Annotated in this window: 21 protein-coding genes; 18 read left to right on the top strand and 3 right to left on the bottom strand. The window is 66.3% G+C overall.

Going from position 1 to position 18,817, the window contains the following annotated elements; all coding sequences use genetic code 11:
* Window positions 1–2: 2 nt before the first annotated feature.
* From FGU64_RS00395 to FGU64_RS00365, 7 genes are all read left to right on the top strand, one after another.
* Entirely contained in the window at window positions 3–1,187 is a 1,185-nt protein-coding gene (locus FGU64_RS00395; RefSeq protein WP_139950448.1) for an MFS transporter, read from the top strand.
* 276 nt (window positions 1,188–1,463) lie between these two features.
* The gene (gene rpsF / locus FGU64_RS00390; protein WP_136358127.1) at window positions 1,464–1,940 is read left to right on the top strand and encodes a 30S ribosomal protein S6; all 477 of its coding nucleotides are present in this window, start codon (window positions 1,464–1,466) and stop codon (window positions 1,938–1,940) included.
* Window positions 1,940–2,188, top strand: coding sequence for a 30S ribosomal protein S18 (gene rpsR, locus FGU64_RS00385; RefSeq protein WP_056108312.1), 249 nt, complete (start codon window positions 1,940–1,942; stop codon window positions 2,186–2,188). Before rpsF ends, rpsR begins: the two co-directional genes overlap by 1 nt.
* A gap of 197 nt (window positions 2,189–2,385) precedes the next feature.
* The gene (gene rplI / locus FGU64_RS00380) at window positions 2,386–2,967 is read left to right on the top strand and encodes a 50S ribosomal protein L9 (protein ID WP_136358125.1); all 582 of its coding nucleotides are present in this window, start codon (window positions 2,386–2,388) and stop codon (window positions 2,965–2,967) included.
* A gap of 226 nt (window positions 2,968–3,193) precedes the next feature.
* A complete protein-coding gene (locus FGU64_RS00375) occupies window positions 3,194–4,534 on the top strand; it encodes a cyclopropane-fatty-acyl-phospholipid synthase family protein (protein ID WP_139950447.1) in 1,341 nt (446 codons plus the stop codon).
* Window positions 4,535–4,628: 94 nt separating this feature from the next.
* Window positions 4,629–4,952, top strand: coding sequence for a YnfA family protein (locus FGU64_RS00370; protein ID WP_139950446.1), 324 nt, complete (start codon window positions 4,629–4,631; stop codon window positions 4,950–4,952).
* A gap of 3 nt (window positions 4,953–4,955) precedes the next feature.
* Window positions 4,956–5,915 carry a small ribosomal subunit Rsm22 family protein gene (locus tag FGU64_RS00365; RefSeq protein ID WP_139950445.1) on the top strand — a complete coding sequence of 320 codons (960 nt, stop codon included), beginning with the start codon at window positions 4,956–4,958 and terminating at the stop codon, window positions 5,913–5,915.
* 21 nt (window positions 5,916–5,936) lie between these two features.
* Here the strand turns inward: FGU64_RS00365 and FGU64_RS00360 are convergent, their stop codons facing one another.
* On the bottom strand, window positions 5,937–6,542 hold the full coding sequence (locus tag FGU64_RS00360) for a DUF1579 family protein (protein WP_180375600.1): 606 nt from the start codon (window positions 6,540–6,542) through the stop codon (window positions 5,937–5,939).
* 280 nt (window positions 6,543–6,822) lie between these two features.
* Here FGU64_RS00360 and FGU64_RS00355 point away from each other — a divergent pair, with 280 nt between their 5' ends.
* The 9 genes from FGU64_RS00355 to FGU64_RS00315 all read left to right on the top strand — a co-directional run bounded on the left by FGU64_RS00355 (window position 6,823) and on the right by FGU64_RS00315 (window position 14,891).
* Window positions 6,823–8,319, top strand: a complete 1,497-nt coding sequence (locus FGU64_RS00355; protein ID WP_139950443.1) for a replicative DNA helicase — start codon at window positions 6,823–6,825, stop codon at window positions 8,317–8,319.
* A gap of 74 nt (window positions 8,320–8,393) precedes the next feature.
* Entirely contained in the window at window positions 8,394–8,651 is a 258-nt protein-coding gene (locus FGU64_RS00350; protein WP_139950442.1) for a type II toxin-antitoxin system Phd/YefM family antitoxin, read from the top strand.
* A complete protein-coding gene (locus FGU64_RS00345; RefSeq protein WP_139950441.1) occupies window positions 8,648–9,097 on the top strand; it encodes a hypothetical protein in 450 nt (149 codons plus the stop codon). Before FGU64_RS00350 ends, FGU64_RS00345 begins: the two co-directional genes overlap by 4 nt.
* Window positions 9,097–10,512, top strand: coding sequence for a DNA repair protein RadA (radA, locus tag FGU64_RS00340; protein ID WP_139950440.1), 1,416 nt, complete (start codon window positions 9,097–9,099; stop codon window positions 10,510–10,512). The genes FGU64_RS00345 and radA overlap by 1 nt, the downstream gene beginning before the upstream one ends.
* 22 nt (window positions 10,513–10,534) lie before the next feature.
* Window positions 10,535–11,197 (top strand): CvpA family protein, encoded by a 663-nt coding sequence (locus FGU64_RS00335; protein WP_139950439.1) that lies wholly within the window; start codon window positions 10,535–10,537, stop codon window positions 11,195–11,197.
* Window positions 11,198–11,285: 88 nt separating this feature from the next.
* Window positions 11,286–12,770, top strand: a complete 1,485-nt coding sequence (gene purF, locus FGU64_RS00330; RefSeq protein WP_139950438.1) for an amidophosphoribosyltransferase — start codon at window positions 11,286–11,288, stop codon at window positions 12,768–12,770.
* Window positions 12,771–12,972: 202 nt separating this feature from the next.
* Window positions 12,973–13,737, top strand: a complete 765-nt coding sequence (locus FGU64_RS00325; RefSeq protein WP_139950437.1) for an SDR family NAD(P)-dependent oxidoreductase — start codon at window positions 12,973–12,975, stop codon at window positions 13,735–13,737.
* Window positions 13,738–13,839: 102 nt separating this feature from the next.
* A complete protein-coding gene (locus tag FGU64_RS00320) occupies window positions 13,840–14,469 on the top strand; it encodes a hypothetical protein (RefSeq protein ID WP_139950436.1) in 630 nt (209 codons plus the stop codon).
* 191 nt (window positions 14,470–14,660) lie between these two features.
* Window positions 14,661–14,891: a hypothetical protein gene (locus FGU64_RS00315; protein WP_136358103.1), complete on the top strand. Its 231-nt coding sequence runs from the start codon at window positions 14,661–14,663 to the stop codon at window positions 14,889–14,891.
* Between the two features lie 23 nt (window positions 14,892–14,914).
* Here the strand turns inward: FGU64_RS00315 and FGU64_RS00310 are convergent, their stop codons facing one another.
* Window positions 14,915–15,421: an OsmC family protein gene (locus FGU64_RS00310; protein ID WP_139950435.1), complete on the bottom strand. Its 507-nt coding sequence runs from the start codon at window positions 15,419–15,421 to the stop codon at window positions 14,915–14,917.
* 153 nt (window positions 15,422–15,574) lie between these two features.
* Between FGU64_RS00310 and FGU64_RS00305 the strand changes: the two genes are divergently transcribed.
* Window positions 15,575–16,462, top strand: a complete 888-nt coding sequence (locus FGU64_RS00305) for an EamA family transporter (RefSeq protein ID WP_139950434.1) — start codon at window positions 15,575–15,577, stop codon at window positions 16,460–16,462.
* Between the two features lie 153 nt (window positions 16,463–16,615).
* Here FGU64_RS00305 and FGU64_RS00300 read toward each other — a convergent pair whose 3' ends face one another.
* Window positions 16,616–17,227 carry a TIGR00730 family Rossman fold protein gene (locus FGU64_RS00300; protein WP_139950433.1) on the bottom strand — a complete coding sequence of 204 codons (612 nt, stop codon included), beginning with the start codon at window positions 17,225–17,227 and terminating at the stop codon, window positions 16,616–16,618.
* A 114-nt stretch (window positions 17,228–17,341) separates the two neighbouring features.
* Between FGU64_RS00300 and FGU64_RS00295 the strand changes: the two genes are divergently transcribed.
* Window positions 17,342–18,811 carry an Ig-like domain-containing protein gene (locus FGU64_RS00295; protein WP_139950432.1) on the top strand — a complete coding sequence of 490 codons (1,470 nt, stop codon included), beginning with the start codon at window positions 17,342–17,344 and terminating at the stop codon, window positions 18,809–18,811.
* Window positions 18,812–18,817 lie beyond the last annotated feature (6 nt).

The following is an 18,817-nucleotide window of genomic DNA, read 5'->3' as shown; positions in this document are numbered from 1 at the left end:
TCATGACGGTCGCAACCGAGCCTCAGGACGCAGAACGCGTGCGCTGGCTGTCGATCATCGCGGCCATCTCCTCGATCAGCGTGGTGGGCATCGCCATCGGGCTCGGCATGCCGCTTCTGTCCGTCATCCTGGAATCGCGCGGCCATTCGGCCTCGATGATCGGGCTCAATACGGCCGTGGCCGGCATCGCCTCGATCGCCGGCGCGCCGCTGGCGACGCCGCTCGCCTCGCGCATAGGCGTCGCCTGGGCCATGCTTCTCATGATCGCGGCCGGCGCCGTGGCCTTCGTCGGCTTCCATTTCGCGCCGGCGTTCTGGATGTGGTTTCCGCTGCGCGTGCTCCTGCATGTGTCGCTGACCATCCTCTTCATCCTGTCCGAGTTCTGGATCAGCACCTCGGCACCGCCGTCGCGGCGCGGGCTGGTGCTCGGCGTCTACGCCACCGTGCTTTCCCTCGGCTTCGCCGCCGGCCCGTGGCTGTTCGCCCATCTCGGCAGCACCGGCTTCCTGCCTTTCGGCGTGACGGTGGCGCTGGTGGCGGTGGCGGCCGTGCCGGTTCTGGCCGCGCGCAATGAGAGCCCGCCGATCCGCGCCGAAGGCGAGGAAACCAGCGGTTTCCTGCATTATATCTGGCTGGTGCCGACGGCGACGGCGGCCGTGCTTGTCTTCGGCGCCGTCGAAACGGGCGGCTTCGCGCTGTTTCCGGTCTACGGCAACCGCATCGGCTATTCGGAAGCCGACGCGGCGCTGCTTTTGACCATGATCGGCCTCGGCAACGTGCTGCTGCAGATTCCCATCGGCATGATCTCCGACCGGGTCGGCGACCGCCGCTACCTCCTGCTCCTGTGCGCCTTCGTCGGCCTGATCGGTACCGTCTTCATGCCGCTGTTCGCGCAGAACTGGCACCTGATGGCGACGCTGCTGTTCGTCTGGGGCGGGGTCGTCGCGGCCATGTACACGGTGGGGCTCGCCCATCTCGGCTCGCAGCTTTCGGGCCATGAACTCGCTTCGGCCAACGCCGCCTTCGTGCTGTGCTACGGGGTCGGCATGGTGCTCGGCCCGCAGGCCATCGGTATCGGCATGGACATCGCCGGACCGTCCGGTTTCGGCTGGTCGCTGGCGCTGTTCTTCGGCGCCTATATGGTGCTGGCGATCGGACGGCTGGCGCTGCGCAAGCGCAAGACTTGAGCCGCAGGCTTGCGTTGCGGCCAAAATCCTGTATACGCAGCCGCAATCTGCCGGTCCCGACTGGGGGCTGAACGGAGGGCCGAAGGCCGTTTTCCCTGAAAACAAAGCTTTCGTCGTGGAGCCACAAGGCTTCCGCCTCCCGTGTCTCCGCTCTCGACCGTCTCGTCATGCTCCTTTCTTCTCCTGAGGCGGCCACAGGCCCTCGAAGGATCAGAGAAGTTGCAGAGGCTTTAGCCGCCGGGAACCGGGAGAGAAACGAAGAAAGGCAAAAGAACTATGGCTCTTTACGAACATGTGTTCCTTGCCCGGCAGGATCTGTCGCAGCAGCAGGTCGATGAGCTCGTTGAACGTTTCAAGGGCATCGTCACCGCTGGCGGCGGCTCGGTCGGCCGGGTCGAGAACTGGGGACTGAAGTCCCTCACCTACCGGATCAAGAAGAACCGGAAGGCCTACTACACGCTGATGGACCTGACCTGCCCGCCGGCAGCACTTGCCGAGCTGGAGCGTCAGCAGGGCATCTCCGAAGACGTGCTGCGCTTCATGAGCATCAAGGTCGACAAGCACGAGGACGGCGTTTCGGCGATGATGCAGAAGCGCGAAGAGCGCTCGGATCGCGGCGACCGCGGTTTCGGCGATCGTGGTCCGCGCTCGTTCGGCGACCGTGACAGAGGCGACCGCGGGGGCGACCGTGGCGGTGATCGCGGCGACCGTGGTCCGCGCCCGGCGCGCAGCTTTGAAGGGAGCGCAGAATAATGGTCGACATCAACCAGATCCCGACCCGGCGTCCGTTCCATCGCCGCCGCAAGACCTGTCCGTTCTCCGGCGCCAACGCGCCGCGCATCGACTACAAGGACGTGCGTCTCCTGCAGCGCTACATTTCCGAGCGCGGCAAGATCGTGCCCTCGCGCATCACCGCCGTCAGCCAGAAGAAGCAGCGCGAACTCGCCCAGGCGATCAAGCGCGCCCGCTTCCTCGGCCTGCTGCCCTACGTGGTTCGCTAAATAACGACGCGGGCGGTTCGCCGCCCGCTCTCCTTTCCGGGTTCGGCCCGGTCAGGCGCATGAAAATCCGAGTTGGGGCGGTTCGCCGTCCCTAACTGCCCGAACGGGCAGGACAGCGACCCCGGCGAAACCGCCGCTTCAGCTTCCTGTCCTTGAGATTCTGATTCAACCGCTTGCGGTTCTGAAAGGACAAGATCATGGAAGTCATTCTTCTCGAACGCATTTCCCGCCTCGGCCAGATGGGTGAGACCGTCAAGGTCAAGGACGGCTTCGCCCGCAACTTCCTGCTGCCGAAGGGCAAGGCGCTGCGCGCCAACGAAGCCAACAAGAAGAAGTTCGAAGGCCAGCGCGCGCAGCTTGAGGCCCGCAACCTGGAGCGCAAGAGCGAGGCCCAGACTGTCGCCGACCAGCTCGACGGCAAGAGCTTCATCATCGTGCGCTCGGCCGGCGAGACCGGCCAGCTCTACGGTTCGGTTTCGACGCGCGACATCGCCGACATCCTGACAGCCGACGGCTTCAGCGTCGCCCGCAACCAGGTCGAGCTGAACCACCCGATCAAGACCATCGGCCTGACCAACGTGGCGATCGCGCTGCATCCGGAGGTCGAGGTGACGGTGACGCTCAACATCGCCCGTTCCGCCGACGAGGCCGAGCGCCAGGCGCAGGGCGAAACGCTGACCACCGCCGAAGCCATCTACGGCGACGACATCAACGACGCCGCCCGGCCGGAGAACTTCTTCGACCCGAACGCCGAGTTCGAGGGCGGCGAAGAGGAATAAGGCCGTAGGGGATTAAGGGGATAGGGCGATAGGGGAATATGTATTCCCTATTCCCATACTCCCCTATTCCCCCATTCCCTTCTGTTCACATGTGAACATCTGGACCAAGAACCGGGCCTTCGTGCCCGGTTTTTTTGTGAACATGGAACTTTTCAAGCCCTGAGGTTTTGAGGCAGGATTGTGGCAGCGGGGCTGTCACATTGCCTTTTCTCGCGAGGGCGCGGTCATGAACCTGTTTTTGCAACGTATCGTCGAGCGCACCGTGCGCATCGGCAACCTTTCGATCACCGGCCCGAGCGGCACCACCCGGCACTTCGGCGACGGCGACGGTGAGAAGGTCCATCTCGTCATCCATACGCATCAGGCAGAGCGGGCGATCATGCTGCATCCCTCGCTGGCGCTGCCGGAGATGTACATGGAACAGCAGATCGACTTCGCCGAAGGCGACGTGCTGTCCTTCCTGCACCTCATCTATCGCAACATCGGCATTTCCTGGATCGATTCGGGCTGGGGGAAGCTGCTCAATACGATGCGCCTCAAGGCGCGGCCGTTGCAGCAGTGGAACACGGAACGGCGCTCGAAGCGCAATGTCGAGCGCCACTACGACCTGTCGGGCGAGCTCTACAAACTGTTCCTCGACGACGACATGCAGTATTCCTGTGCCTATTACGAGCGTCCGGACATGACGCTGGAAGAGGCGCAGCTCGCCAAGAAGCGCCACATCGCCGCCAAGCTGAAGATCAAGCCGGGCCAGACGGTGCTCGATATCGGCTCCGGCTGGGGCGGACTCGGACTCTACATCGCCCGCACCTTCGAGACCGACGTGCTCGGCGTCACGCTGTCGACCGAGCAGCACCAGGTTTCGACCGACCGCGCCCATGCCGAAGGCCTCGAAAGCAGCGTGCATTTCGAACTGCGCGATTATCGCGACCTGACCGAGCGTTTCGACCGCATCGTCTCGGTCGGCATGTTCGAGCATGTCGGCGTCAACCACTACAAGACCTACTTCGACAAGTGCGCCCAGTTGCTCAAGCCCGACGGCGTGATGCTGCTGCACACGATCGGCCGGGTCGGGCCGCCGACCACGACCAACGCCTTCATCCGCAAGCACATCTTCCCCGGCGGCTACATTCCCGCGCTGTCGGAAGTGATGCCGCATATCGAGCGCTCGGGCCTGATGGTGACGGACGTCGAAATCCTCAGGCTCCACTATGCCGAGACGCTGAAGGCCTGGCGCGAGCGCTTCATGGCGAAGCGCGAGCAGGTGAAGGCGATCTACGACGAACGCTTCTGCCGCATGTGGGAGTTCTATCTCGCCGGCTCCGAGGCCTCGTTCCGCTGGCAGGACCTGGTGAATTTCCAGATCCAGCTCACCCGCCGCAACGACGTGCTGCCGATGACGCGCGACTATATCGGCAAGTGCGAGAAGGCCATCGCCCTGCACGAGATGGGTCACAGCCCGGTCGAGCCCGCCGCGACACCGCCCGAAAAGGCGGCACCCGCGGCGAAGACCGGCGCCAAGGCATCGGGAAAGCCCCGCCGCCGCAAGGTGACCGGCAAGGACTGAGGCCCGCGCTCGGCGCCGCAGCGGCGGCCCCGCATGGACACTTGCCTTTACCTGCCGGGAGACGAATAAGGGACCGTCATACCGGCAGGGTTTCATGGCCTATCTTCTCTACATCGCGGCGGCGGTTGCCGAAATCGCCGGCTGCTTCTCGTTCTGGGCATGGTGGCGGCTGGGCAAATCGGCCGCCTGGCTGGTGCCGGGAACGCTGTCGCTGCTGGCCTTCGCCTGGCTGCTGGCGCTGACGCCGGCGGACGCCGCCGGCCGCTCCTATGCGACCTATGGCGGCATCTACATCGCCGCCTCGCTGGTCTGGCTGTGGCTGGCCGAAGGCGTGCGGCCGGACCGCTGGGACGTGATCGGCGCCGCAGTCTGCGTTGCCGGAGCCTCGATCATCCTTCTGGCGCCGCGCGGAGCCTGATCCGTGGAACTGCCGGCACTGCTCAAGCAAGGCGTGGACGCGATGCTGGAGGGCACGCCGCTTGCCGCGCTGAGGACTGCCGGCAAGGCACTCTCGGACCGTTACCGCGCGGAAGTGCGCGACGGACGCCTGCATATGGCGGACGATCTCGCCGTGAAAGCCTATCTGGCGCAACGGTTGCCGGCGACCTACGCCGCCGTGCGCGCGGCGATCGAGGCGCTGGAAACCGCGCGGCCGGATTTTTCGCCGCAAACCCTGCTCGATGTCGGCGCCGGTCCCGGCACCATGCTGTGGGCCGCCGCCGATGCGTGGCCGGCGCTTGGCCGTGCCGTGCTGCTGGAAGCCAGCGCCCCGGTGCGGACGGCAGGCAAATCGCTTGCCGCCGCACTGCCCGTGCGCTGCGACTGGCTTTCCGGCGACGCGACGCTTTTCCCGGCCGGCATCCAGCCGGCGGACCTCGTCGCCATCGCCTATGTGCTCGACGAACTGCCGCCGCCCGCCCTGCCGAAACTGGTCGAGCGGCTGTGGGCGCTGACCACCGACACGCTGCTCATCGTCGAACCCGGCACGCCGGCCGGCTGGCGGCGCCTGCTGGAAGCGCGCGCGCAGCTGATCGCCGCCGGCGCGCATATCCTGGCGCCCTGCCCTCACCATGCGCCATGCCCGCTCGCCGCGCCCGACTGGTGCCATTTCTCGCGTCGCGTGGCGCGCTCGCGCCTGCATCGGCTCGCCAAGGACGCGGACGTTCCGTGGGAGGACGAGAAGTTCATCTATCTCGCCGCATCGCGCCAACCCGCCCCTGAGCACGGTTCGCGCGTGCTGGCGCCGCCGAAAACCGGCTCCGGCAAGGTGACGCTGAAACTGTGCCAGCCGGACGGCAACGCCACCGAGCGGCTGTTCACCAAGCGCGACGGCGCTGCCTTCAAAACTGCCCGGCGCGCCGATTGGGGCGAGGCGCTGTAGAACAGCGACGCCGCTCCACGATCAATGGCGGCGGGTGTATTCGTAGCGCACGAACAGCCAGCTCTTGCCCGTTCCGTCGGCCATCAGGACATGCTGTTCCTTCAGCGCGTGGTCCGCGTCCGGGTTGGAGATCGCCATATCGGAAACCATGAAACGGCCTTCGACCTCCGGCCCGAAGCCGACAAAACCCTGCGGGGTGAAGTGGACGTCGATCCTGCCGTCCTCGGCAGGACCGAAACTGGCTGCCGGCATGATGCTGACCGGAAAGCGGGTATCCATCGACACGTATTTCCAGCGGCCCTCGACGCGGTCGAAATCGAGATAGTCCAGCCGCGTGAAGGCCGGCGTCTGCGAGCCCGGCCCCGGATGCATCGTCTCCTGCAGGATGGAGCCGATCATCTTGCGCTCGGCGACGATGCCGTGGCTGACGATCGGCTCGGCGCCCGGCGCCGGCCAGATGCTGGCGACCACGTCCCATGTGCCGGTCTGCTTCTCCAGCGATTGCCGTTCTGGCCCGGCTTCCGACATGCGTTGCGCGGCGGTCGGCTCGGCGGCCCGGGCGGGTACCGGGCCGGACGCGGCGAGCATAGCGATAGAGACAAAGGCGGCGGCGCTATTCCTGTTCATATGAAGGCTCCCGATTGAGCCCCGCCCACCCGTAACTTGGAAGCCGCGATCCGGGTGGTCAACCCACCGCATATGTTCTTGATATGTTTCTTAAAATCGCTAGGATTGCCAAAAATTCGAGTCAACAGGAATTCGGCTACGGGAATTCAGTCCTGTGGACGGCGCGGGCATCCTGTGGATCACGGGAAAGTTCGTCGGTTGAATCGGCTCTGATGCATCCAGGTCAGCGCGCAACGGCCATTGTTCTGATACCGACAGGCGGGATCAAATCGGGGATATCATGGCGGAAGCGGCAAGAAAGTTCGGCACGGTGGCGGCGGAGACGCCGCTCTATCGCGAGGCGCCGAACAACATCGAGGCCGAGCAGGCGCTGCTCGGCGCCATGCTGGTCAACAACGACGCCTTCTACCGCGTCTCGGACTTCCTCAAGGCAAGCCATTTCTACGAGCCGCTGCACAGAAAAATCTTCGAGGTTTCGGCCGAGCTGATCCGCATGGGCAAGATGGCCAATCCGGTGACGATCAAGACCTTCCTGCCGGCCGACGAGAAGGTCGGCGACATGACGGTGGCGCAGTATCTCGCCCGCCTTGCCGCCGAGGCCGTCACCGTCATCAACGCCGCCGACTACGGCCGCGCCATCTACGACCTCGCCACGCGGCGCGCGCTGATCACCGTCGGCGAGGACATGGTCAACATCGCCTACGACGCGCCGGTCGACATGGCGCCGCGCGACCAGATCGAGGACGCCGAGCGGCGGCTGTTCGAACTGGCCGAGACAGGCCGCTACGACGGCGGCTTCGAGAGCTTCACCGATGCCGTCAAGACCGCCGTCGACATGGCCAACGCCGCCTATATGCGCGACGGCCACCTGTCGGGCATCGCCACCGGCCTGCGCGACCTCGACGCGCGCATGGGCGGCCTGCAGCCGTCCGACCTGATCGTGCTCGCCGGCCGTCCAGGCATGGGCAAGACCTCGCTCGCCACCAACATCGCCTTCAACATCGCCGAGGCCTATGTGCCGGCCCAGCAGGCGGACGGCACCTTCAAGGCGGCGAACGGCGGCGTCGTCGGCTTCTTCTCGCTGGAAATGTCGTCGGAGCAGCTTGCCACCCGCATCATCTCCGAACAGACGGAAATCCCCTCCTCCAAGATCAGGCGCGGCGAGATTTCCGAGCACGACTTCGAGAAGCTGGTGGCCTGCTCGCAGACCATGCAGAAGCTGCCGCTCTACATCGACCAGACCGGCGGCATCTCGATCGCCCAGCTGGCGGCGCGGGCGCGGCGGCTGAAACGCCAACGCGGGCTCGACGTCATCGTCATCGACTATATCCAGCTGATGACCGGCTCGTCCAAGCGCGCGAGCGAAAATCGCGTGCAGGAAATCACCGAGATCACCACCGGCCTGAAGGCGCTGGCCAAGGAGCTGTCGACGCCGATCATCGCGTTGTCGCAGCTGTCGCGTCAGGTGGAAAGCCGCGACGACAAGCGCCCGCAGCTCTCGGACCTGCGCGAATCGGGCTCCATCGAGCAGGACGCCGACGTGGTGATCTTCGTCTACCGCGAGGAATATTACCTGAAGAACAAGGAGCCCAAGCTCGGCACCGAAGAGCACATCAAGTGGGAAACCGACATGAACGAGGCGCGCGGCAAGGCCGAGGTCATCGTCGCCAAGCAGCGTCACGGCCCGACGGGCACGGTCGGCCTCGCTTTCCAGGGCGAGTTCACCCGCTTCTCCGATCTCGCCGACGACAGCCACCTGCCGGAGCGGTTCGAGTAGCGCATGCGGCTGGTGAAAATCCGTATTTCATGCATTATATGGACCATGCATGAAATGTATGAAGGATGTGAGCTATGATCAAGGTCAGCGCCGCCGAATTCCAGCGCAACATCGGCCGATATCAGGATCTGGCGCTGACGCAGCCCGTCGCCGTGACCCGCAACGGGCGCGAACGCACGGTGATGATCTCGACGGAGGAATATAACCGGCTGAAACGGCGGGACCGGCAGGTGCTGAGTCTCGACGACTTCACCGACGAAATGATCGAAGAGATCGCAAAGGCGGAGCCCCCGGAGGAAGCCAAGCAGTACGATCACGAGCTTGATCAGTGAAGTCACCGTCGTCATTTCCGGCACCGGTTCCTGGCCTCGTTATCCGCTACAGCTACCTTTGGCGTTCGGAACATCTGGCTGGCCGGGAAGAAGGACGGAAAGATCGGCCTTGCGCTGTCGTGTTGAGCTTGGTCGGGGCTGATGACAAGCGACAGGTCGTGGTGCTGCCCATAACGCATTCACCCCCTTCGGACGATGGGCTGGCCTTTGAAATCCCGCACAGAACCAAGCGTCGTCTCGGCCTGGACGACGGCCAGTCGTGGGTGATCGTTTCGGAAGCCAATCTGTTCAGTTGGCCCGGCCCCGACCTGAGGCCGGCTGTCAATGGCGATCTGACGACGATCGTCCATGGATTGCTGCCGGACTCGCTCTTTCACAAAATCCGAGATCGCTTCGTGGCTACCTTGCGCGAACGCCGCGCCCGACTGGTTCAAAGAACTTCATAATGGCCAAGTCCCGTACCCAATTCATCTGCCAGGCCTGCGGCAACGTCTCCTCGCGCTGGGCAGGCAAGTGCGAGGCCTGCGGCGAATGGAACACGCTGGTCGAGGAAGGCACGGCCGGCGGCATCGGCTCCGGTCCGGGGGCGCTGAAAAGTTCGCGCAAGGGCCGCGCCGTGGCGCTCACCTCGCTCGACGGCGACATCGAGGACGCGCCGCGCATCGCGTCGGGCATCGGCGAGCTCGACCGGGCCACCGGCGGCGGTTTCGTGCGCGGTTCGGCGCTGCTGGTCGGCGGCGACCCTGGCATCGGCAAATCGACCCTGCTCACCCAGGCGGCGGCGGCGCTGGCACGGCAGGGCCACCGCATCGTCTATGTCTCGGGCGAGGAAGCCGTCGCGCAGATCAGGCTGCGCGCGCAGAGATTGGGAGCCGCATCCTCTCCGGTCGAACTGGCGGCCGAGACCAATGTCGAGGATATATTGGCCACCATAGGCGAAGGCCGGCGCCCGGACCTCGTCATCCTCGATTCGATCCAGACGCTGTGGACCGACCTCGCCGATTCGGCGCCGGGCACCGTCACGCAGGTGCGGGCATCAGCCCAGGCGATGATCCGCTATGCCAAGTCGACCGGTGCGGCCGTCGTTCTGGTCGGGCACGTCACCAAGGAAGGCCAGATCGCCGGCCCGCGCGTGGTCGAGCACATGGTCGACGGCGTGCTCTATTTCGAGGGCGAAGGCGGCCACCACTACCGCATCCTGCGCACAGTGAAGAACCGATTCGGGCCGACCGACGAGATCGGCGTCTTCGAGATGTCCGACAAGGGCCTGCGCGAGGTGGCCAATCCCTCGGAACTGTTCCTCGGCGAGCGCCACGCCAAGGCGCCCGGTGCGGCCGTCTTCGCCGGCATGGAAGGCACGCGGCCGGTGCTGGTGGAAATACAGGCGCTCGTCGCCCCCTCCCCGCTCGGCACGCCGCGCCGGGCCGTGGTCGGCTGGGACAGCGCGCGGCTGGCGATGATCCTCGCCGTGCTGGAGGCCCATTGCGGCGTGCGGTTTTCCCAGCACGACGTCTACCTGAACGTCGCCGGCGGCTACCGCATCTCCGAGCCGGCGGCGGACCTAGCAGTAGCGGCGGCGCTGGTGTCGTCGCTCACCGGGCTTGCCCTGCCCGCCGATTGCGTCTATTTCGGCGAAATCAGCCTTTCGGGCGCCGTGAGGCCGGTTGCGCATGCGCAGCAGAGGCTCAAGGAGGCCGAAAAGCTGGGTTTTGGAAGCGCGGTCCTGCCCGTGGGAAGTGCCAAGGGCGGCGAGGAAATAGCCGGGGGAATAGGGGCCGGCGCTTTCCGACCGACCGAGCTTGCCGATCTTGTGGCGCGCATCGCCGGCTCCCGCCGCAGCCGCGACACCGGGGACGACTGACGGCTCATGGAGTTGGGAACACATGCCGATTACGCTGCTTGACGGAATCCTCGTCGGCTTCACCCTTGTCTCGGCGATGCTTGCGATGGTGCGCGGCCTGTCGCGCGAGGTCCTTTCCATCGCCTCGTGGGCGGCGGCCGCTGCGGCGGCGTTCTTCTTCTACAAGCCCGTCATCCCCTATGTGCAGCCCTATATCGACAACGAGAAGATCGCGATGGCGGCGGCCGCCGGCATCGTCTTCATCATCGCGCTCATCGTGGTGACCGTCATCACCATGAAGATCGCCGACTGGATCATCGATTCCAGGGTCGGCGCGCTCGACCGCACGCTGGGCTTCCTCTACGGCGCGGCGCGCGGCATCCTCGTCGTCGCCGTAGCGCTGATGTTCTTCAACTGGCTGGCCGGCGACCGCGTGCCCGGCTGGATCGCCAACGCCAAATCCCGGCCGCTGCTGGAATCCATCGGCAACCGGATCGAGGCCCTGCTGCCGGAAGACCCGGAAAACGCCATCCTGAAGAAGCTGCGCCCCAACGAACCCGCCACGCCGGGCGCCGATACGGCCAGCCCGCCCGCGGCAGCACCCGCCGACCAGGGCAACGCCCCCGCCGACGGGACGGACGGCGATGCGCCGGCCGACGGACCGGACGACAGCGCACCCGCCGACGCGCCGCCGGCAAACAATTGATCCGTCCGGTCGTGCGGCGTCGCATGCGTTGCTTTCCGGCCGTCATGAGCCTATATCGCGGCTTTAGCGGATGAGAGGCTTCCGGCCCATGGCAGACGCAGGCGACGTGCCTTCCGACGACGGACTTTCGGCCGAGGCGGACGATCATTTCCACGACGAATGCGGCGTGTTCGGCATCTTCGGCCGGCAGGACGCGGCGGCCATCGTCACGCTGGGCCTGCACGCCCTCCAGCATCGCGGCCAGGAAGCGGCCGGCATCGTCTCCTATGACGGCGCGCAATTCCACGTCGAGCGGCATGTCGGCCTGATCGGCGACACCTTCACCAAGCAGTCGGTGCTCGACCGGCTGCCCGGCAACCGCGCCATCGGCCACACGCGCTACGCCACCACCGGCGGCGCCGGCCTGCGCAACATCCAGCCCTTCTTCGCCGAGCTTGCCGACGGCGGCTTCGCCGTCGCCCATAACGGCAACCTCACCAACGCCATGACCGTGCAGCGCACGCTGCAGAAGCAGGGCGCGATCTTCTCCTCCACCTCCGATACCGAGACGCTCCTGCATCTCGTCGCCATGTCGAAGGAGCGCGACCTCAACGCCCGCTTCATCGACGCGGTGCGGCAGGTCGAGGGCGCCTTCTCACTGGTGGCGCTGTCGTCGAAGAAGATGATCGGCTGCCGCGACCCGCTGGGCATCCGCCCGCTGGTGCTGGGTGACCTCGACGGCGCCTGGATTCTCGCTTCCGAAACCTGCGCGCTCGACATCATCGGCGCCCGCTTCGTGCGCGACATCAAGCCGGGCGAGATGGTCGTCATCACCTCGAAGGGCATCGAAAGCCTGTTCCCGTTCGAGCCGCAGAAGACTCGCTTCTGCATCTTCGAATACGTCTATTTCGCCCGCCCGGATTCCAGCGTGGAAGGCCGCAACGTCTATGACGTGAGGAAGCGTATCGGGGCGGAGCTGGCACGGGAGAATCCCGTCGAGGCCGATGTCGTCGTGCCGGTGCCGGATTCCGGCACGCCGGCGGCAATAGGCTTTTCGCAGGAAGCGGGCTTGCCCTTTGAGCTCGGCATCATCCGCAACCATTATGTCGGGCGCACCTTCATTTCGCCGGGCGATTCCATCCGCCATATGGGCGTGAAGCTGAAGCACAACGCCAACCGCAGGATGATCGAGGGCAAGCGCGTGGTGCTGGTGGACGATTCCATCGTGCGCGGCACGACCAGCCAGAAGATCGTGCAGATGGTGCGCGATGCCGGTGCGAAGGAAGTGCACATGCGCATCGCCTCGCCGCCGACCCGCGCATCCTGCTTCTACGGCGTCGACACGCCGGAGAAATCCAAGCTCCTGGCCTCCCGCATGTCGGTCGAGGAGATGGCGGAATTCATCCGCGTCGATTCGCTGGGCTTCCTCACCATCGACGGGCTATACCGCGCCGTCGGCGAGGCCGCCCGCAACGACGAGACCCCCCAATTCTGCGATGCCTGTTTCACCAGCCAGTATCCCACGCGCCTCGCCGATTTCGAGCATTCCGACAATGTGCGCACGCTGTCGCTGCTGGCGGTGGGTGGATCGTGACTCCGGTGCGTCCTTCGAGGCTCGCGGAGCCTGTCCTTAGGCTTGCCGAAGGCAAGACCCGGGGGCTCGCACCTCAGGATGAGGGAGGTTGTGCCACGCCCCTCCCCAAAAGAGGTTAGCGCCAAACGTTCCTCATCCTGAGGTGCGAGCGAAGCGAGCCTCGAAGGACGCACCCCACATCAAAACAGCGTTTGCGGATATCATGCCCGACCCAATCCCCGATCTCACCGGCCGTCTCGCCGTCGTTACCGGCGCCTCGCGCGGCATCGGCTACTTCATCGCCAGGCACATGGCGGCGGCCGGCGCGCATGTGATCGCGGTGGCGCGCACCGTCGGCGGGCTCGAAGAACTGGACGACGAGATCAAGGCCGAGCATGCCCGCACCGGCAAGGGCGAAGCGACGCTGGTGCCGCTCGACCTTGCCGATATGGAGGGCATCGACCGGCTGGGCGGCGCCATCCACGAGCGCTGGGGCAAGCTCGACATCCTCGTGGCGAATGCCGGCGTGCTCGGCACCATCTCGCCGCTCGGCCATATCGAGGCGAAGACCTTCGAGAAGGTGATGGTAATCAACGTCACCTCGACATGGCGGCTGATCCGCTCGGTCGACCCGCTGTTGCGCCTGTCCGATGCCGGGCGCGCCATCATCCTGTCGTCCAACGCCGCGCATTCGGCGCGCGCCTTCTGGGGTCCCTACGCGGCCTCCAAGGCAGCGGTGGAGACGATGATGCGCTCCTGGGCGGACGAGACGAAGAATTACCCGCTGCGCGTCAACGCCGCCGATCCCGGCGCCACCCGCACCGCCATGCGGGCGCAGGCGGTGCCGGGCGAAGATCCCGAGACGCTGCCGCACCCCTCCGAGATCGCCGCCCGCATCGTGCCGATGGCGAGTCCGGACCTGACGCGCACCGGCCAGACCTATCAGGCCAGGCACGATCGCTGGGTGTCCTACCAGCAGCCGGCCTGACATCGGGCCGTCAAACCTCCGTACTATCCAACGGCGATCGGGAATAATTCCGGTCCGTGCCGCGTTTCCGTTAAGCGGTCATCCAACCAGCGGAGGAAATCCATGCGCAGATTGCTTGTCGCCACCACCCTCATCCTCGCCGCGACCGGCGGCGCCGCCGTTGCGCAGGACGCGACGATGAGTTTCTTCGTCACCAGCGCAGGCTCCGGCAAGGGCGCCGACCTCGGCGGCCTGCAAGGCGCGGACGCCCATTGCGCCTCGCTGGCCGAAGCCGCCGGCGTCAAGGGCAAGACGTGGCACGCCTATCTTTCCACCGGCGACACCGACGCGAAGGACCGCATCGGCAAGGGGCCGTGGTTCAACGCCAAGGGCGAGAAGATCGCCGACGACGTCGCCTCGCTGCATTCGGACGCCAACAAGCTGACCAAGCAGACGGCGCTCAACGAAAAGGGCGAGGTCATCAACGGTCGCGGCGACACGCCGAACCGCCACGATATCCTGACCGGCTCCAAGCCCGACGGCACCCGCATCGCCGACCAGACTTGCGGCGACTGGACCATGAGCGGCGCCGAAGGGGCGGCAATGATGGGCCATTCGGACCGGACCGGCCTGGACGATTCGGCGGCCGCGAAATCGTGGAACTCGTCGCACGCCTCGCGCGGCGGCTGCAGCCAGGAGGCGCTGAAAGGCACCGGCGGCGACGGCCTGTTCTACTGCTTCGCCGCCGACTGAGCGCAGGCCTGCCGGGACCTTCCAATGCCCTTTATTCAAGGCGATGGCGTGCCGAGCCCTCGCCTTGAAGGAGGCGTCCTGCGCGGTCGCTTCCAGGCGGGTCGGCATCGCTGCCCAATGCCGCGCTTCCGCCGCCTCGCGAGAATTGCTAGAGTCCGCGCGACTCTCCCATCCAACCGTGAGGAATCCCCATGTCATCCACCATTGCGCTGGTCTGGTACCTGGTCGTTGCCGGCCCACAGGGCGGCATGGTCGTGCTGCCCTCGACCTTCGATACGCGCGACCAGTGCACCTCGGCGATCACCGAATACCAGAAGCAGCCGGTGCCCGCCGGCTGGTCGGTGTCCTGCATTCCGAGCGCCTCGCCCTATGCCGACGACATGAGCGAGGACGGCGGCGCGCAGGTCACGCCGCAGGAATAAGGTCGCCTTGCCTGAGCCGAGCTTCACCGTCGCGCGGCGACGGAAAGCTCCGGCCTGGAGGCGAGCGTCTGGAAAACGACGCAGTATCGCTCGGTCAACTTGAGGAGCGTATCGACGCGCTCCTGCGTTTCGTCCGTGTCAAGGTGAAAGACCAGGCGAATGGACCGGAAGCCGACGGGCGCGTCCTTCGCCACGCCCAGCGTGCCGCGAAAGTCGAGATCGCCTTCGGCCTCCACCTCGGCTGAACCGAGGCGAAATTCCAGCGCCGTCGCCACTGCCTTCAGCGTCACGCCCGCGCAGGCCACCAACGCCTCCAGCAGCATGTCGCCGGAGCAGAGCTCCAGGCCCGTGCCGCCGGTCGCCGGATGCAGTCCGGCGACAGCGAGCGCCCTGCCCGTTTCCACCTTGCAGGAAATCGACTTGTCGTCGATCGATCCTTTCGCCCGCAGCGTGATCAGCGCGCGGGAAGCGTCGTCGCGATAGGCGTCTTTCAAAGGCGCCTGCATCGCTTTCAAGCCAGCGGCATCCATGTTTGCGGCTCCCGTTTCGGCCGCTTCATTGTACTCGCCCGCCACGGCAGTCGGCAACGGGCCGACATCACGCATTTTCCTGGAGCGCTGCGCCGCTCCTGTCACCAGGCTGGCAAGAGCCGTCCGATATGGTCGAAGAAGACGGAGGCGGTGATGGTGGATGACCTGAATGCCGAGGCTGGACGCGCGCTGGGCATCATGCTGGTCGGCGCGTCGGCGGCCGTCTTCGGCCTCGCCGGCGTCCTGACGAAATCAATCCATGCCGATCCGCTGGTCATCACCTGCTGGCGCGGGCTGGTCGGCGGGCTGCTGATCAACCTCTACGTCGCATGGCGCCGGCGGCGGGAGAAAGCGTCCGCTCCGTTGCGGCTCGGCTGGCGCGGCTGGCTGATGGCGGCGGTCGGCGCGGCCGCCAGCATCGCCTTCATCGCCGCCTTCAAGAACACCTATGTGGCGAACGTCGCCATCATCTATGCCACGGCCCCCTTCATCGCGGGCCTGCTCGGCTGGCTCATTCTCGGCGAGCGGGCGCGGGCGAAAACGCTGCTGGCGGCGGTGTTTTCGCTGTCGGGCGTCGGGTTGATCGTTTCCGCCGGGCTCGGCAGCGGCCGGCCGCTCGGCGACGGCCTCGCCCTTCTGATGACCTTCGGCAGCGCGCTCTACATGGTCATGATCCGCAAGTTCCGCGACACGCCGGTGGTGTGGGCGGGCGCCGTTTCTGGGCTGCTGCTGTTCGTGCTCGGATGGCTCGTGGCCGATCCACTTGCCGTCTCGGGGCGTGACGCATGGCTGCTGGCTGCCTTCGGCGCCTCCTTCGCCATCGCCTCGGTGCTGTGGACGGAAGGCGCGCGCCTGCTGCCGGCGGCGGAAGCCGGCCTGCTCGGCTCGGCCGAGGTGCCGTTCGCCATCCTTTTCGGCTGGCTGTTCCTGGCGGAACTGCCGCCGGCGGCGAGTTTCGTTGGCGGCGGCGTCGTCCTGCTCGCGGTCTTCGCCCATGCCGGCCACGACTGGCGTGCGGCACGGCGGCGGGCGGTTGCCTGAAATTTTTTTTACGGCTTCGTGGAACCGTCGCCGCGCCCGCGCATTATTGGGGCGACGGGTCATCCCCAAGTCCCCCCAAACCCCCTCGACCCGTCTCCCTCCACAAGCCGGCCCTAAAAGCCGGCTTTTTCTTTTGGGCGAAGGCCGTGGCCTTTACATCTTGTCGATGACGGAGCTTTCGCCGCCGGTCGGCGTCTGGTCGGCACTGGCGGATGCCATGACGGCGGCGACGATCGCCCCGGGATCGTCGACGACCAGCGGCTTCACCCGCTGGGCGGTATGGATGAAGCCTTCCCCCGCCATATGGTCGATCAGCGCCAGCATCGGGTTCCAGAACCCCTTGACGTTGGCGAAGACGATCGGCTTGCGATGATGGCCGAGCTGAGCCCAGGTCATGATCTCGACGATCTCCTCGACGGTGCCGATACCGCCCGGCAACGCCACAAAGGCGTCGGATTCCTCGAACATCCTGTGCTTGCGCTCATGCATGTTGTCGGTGATCACGAGCTGGTTGAGGCGTTGCAGGGCCGTCTCGGTCGCTTCCTTGGTGACCAGGAAGCGCGGGATGATGCCCATGACGGTGCCGCCGGCCTTGAGCGTCCCATCGGCAACGGCGCCCATGATGCCCTTGGTGCCGCCGCCATAGACCAGCCTGAGGCCGGCGCGGGCGATGGAGCGTCCGAGCAGGTGGCCGGCTTCGAGATAGGCTTCGTCGCGGCCCGGAGACGAGCCGCAGTAAACGCAGACGGATCGAATCGTGTTCATGGTCAAGATTGGTGATGGGACGCGGGAGCGCGGTCAAGGCCAGACTTGGCTTTTTCTTGTCGCCCCTGAAAAAACGGGCTAGGGATTCGGGTAATTAGGGGGCTCAAGAACAACATGGCAATCAACCCTTTGAAGGCTTTCCTGTTCGCCGGCGGCGGCGTCGCCGCGGTGGCCGGGACGGCCTACGTGTCGGGTGCGCTCGACCCGCTTTTCCAGAGCGTTCCGCCTGCGCAGATCGCGGCGCTGGAGCCGGCCGACACGGCGAAGGCTCCCGGAACGACCGACCGGCTTCCGGCCAAGGGGACCGATGCGGCCGCGACACCCGCTCCCGAAGCGCAGCCCCCGGCACCGGCAAGCAATCCGCCTGCCACGGCACCCGCCGAGCAGGCCGTCGTGCCGAGTTTCGACGTCGTGCGCGTCGAGGGGAACGGCTCGGTGGTGATCGCGGGCAACGCCGCGCCGAAAGCCAGGGTCGAGGCACTGAACGGCGATACGGTCCTCGGTTCGGCCAAGGCCGGGGCGGACGGCGCCTTCGCCATCGTGCTCGATACGCCGCTGAAGCCCGGCGACTACCAGATCACCCTGCGGTCCACCACGCCGGACAACGTCACCGCCACGTCGCAGCAGACGGCGGTCGTCTCGATCCCGCAGAAGCCGGACGGGCAGGTCCTGGCGATGGTCGAGGAGCCCGGCAAGCCCTCCGAGCTCCTGAGCATGCCCGCACCCGCAAAGCAACCGGAAGCGCCGGCGGAGGCGGCCTCCCAGCCGACCGGCGCCGCCGCCAAGCCCGAAGCCAAGCCGGCGACCGAAGCCGAGGCCAAAGCTGCGGAGGCAGCGCCTGCCGAATCCAAGCCTGCCGAAGCAGCCTCGGCGCCTGCCGCGGTCGAGGCGACGCCCGCCCCGGCGCAACCTGCCTCCCCTGCCGCTCCGGCAGCCGGGGCGAAAGTCGTGGTCGAGGCCGTGGAGATCGACGGCGGCAAGGTCTTCGTCGCCGGCATCGCCGATGCCGGCCGCAAGGTGCGCGCCTACGCCAACGAGATCCTGCTCGGCGACGCCGTCACCTCGCCCGACGGCCATTTCCTGGTCGAGGCCAGCCGCGACCTGCCCGTCGGCACCTACAATGTGCGCGTCGACGCGCTCGACGCCGACGGCGCCAAGGTGGTGGCCCGCGCCACCGTGCCGTTCGAGCGCGAACCGGGCGAGGCCATCGCCGCCGTCGCGCCTGCCGAGCAGCCGGCGCAGCCTGTAACCGCCCCTGAGGGCGAGAACAAGCCGGCGGAAGTGGCAGCGGCCACGCCGCCGGCCGGCGCCGTTCCCGAGACGGTCGCGCCGAAGCTCGAGCACGCCGACAGCGCCGTCATCATCCGCCGGCACGATACGCTCTGGCGCATCTCGCGCCGCGTCTACGGCCACGGCATCCGCTATTCCACCATCTATCTCGCCAATCAGGACCAGATCAGCGATCCCGACAGGATCTGGCCCGGACAGGTGTTCAAGCTGCCGGAGAAATCGCGCGAGGGCGAAGCCGCTGACCTGACCGTGCTGGGCGACCAGATGACGACGGCGCCGGCAAAAACGGAATAGGTTTTC

Origin of the sequence: Mesorhizobium sp. 8 (assembly GCF_006351905.1) — a bacterium.
GTDB classification, from domain to species: Bacteria; Pseudomonadota; Alphaproteobacteria; order Rhizobiales; family Rhizobiaceae; genus Mesorhizobium; species Mesorhizobium composti.
The sequence above is the reverse complement of the archived record's forward strand: the minus strand, read 5'-3'. Positions and strand labels throughout refer to the sequence as shown.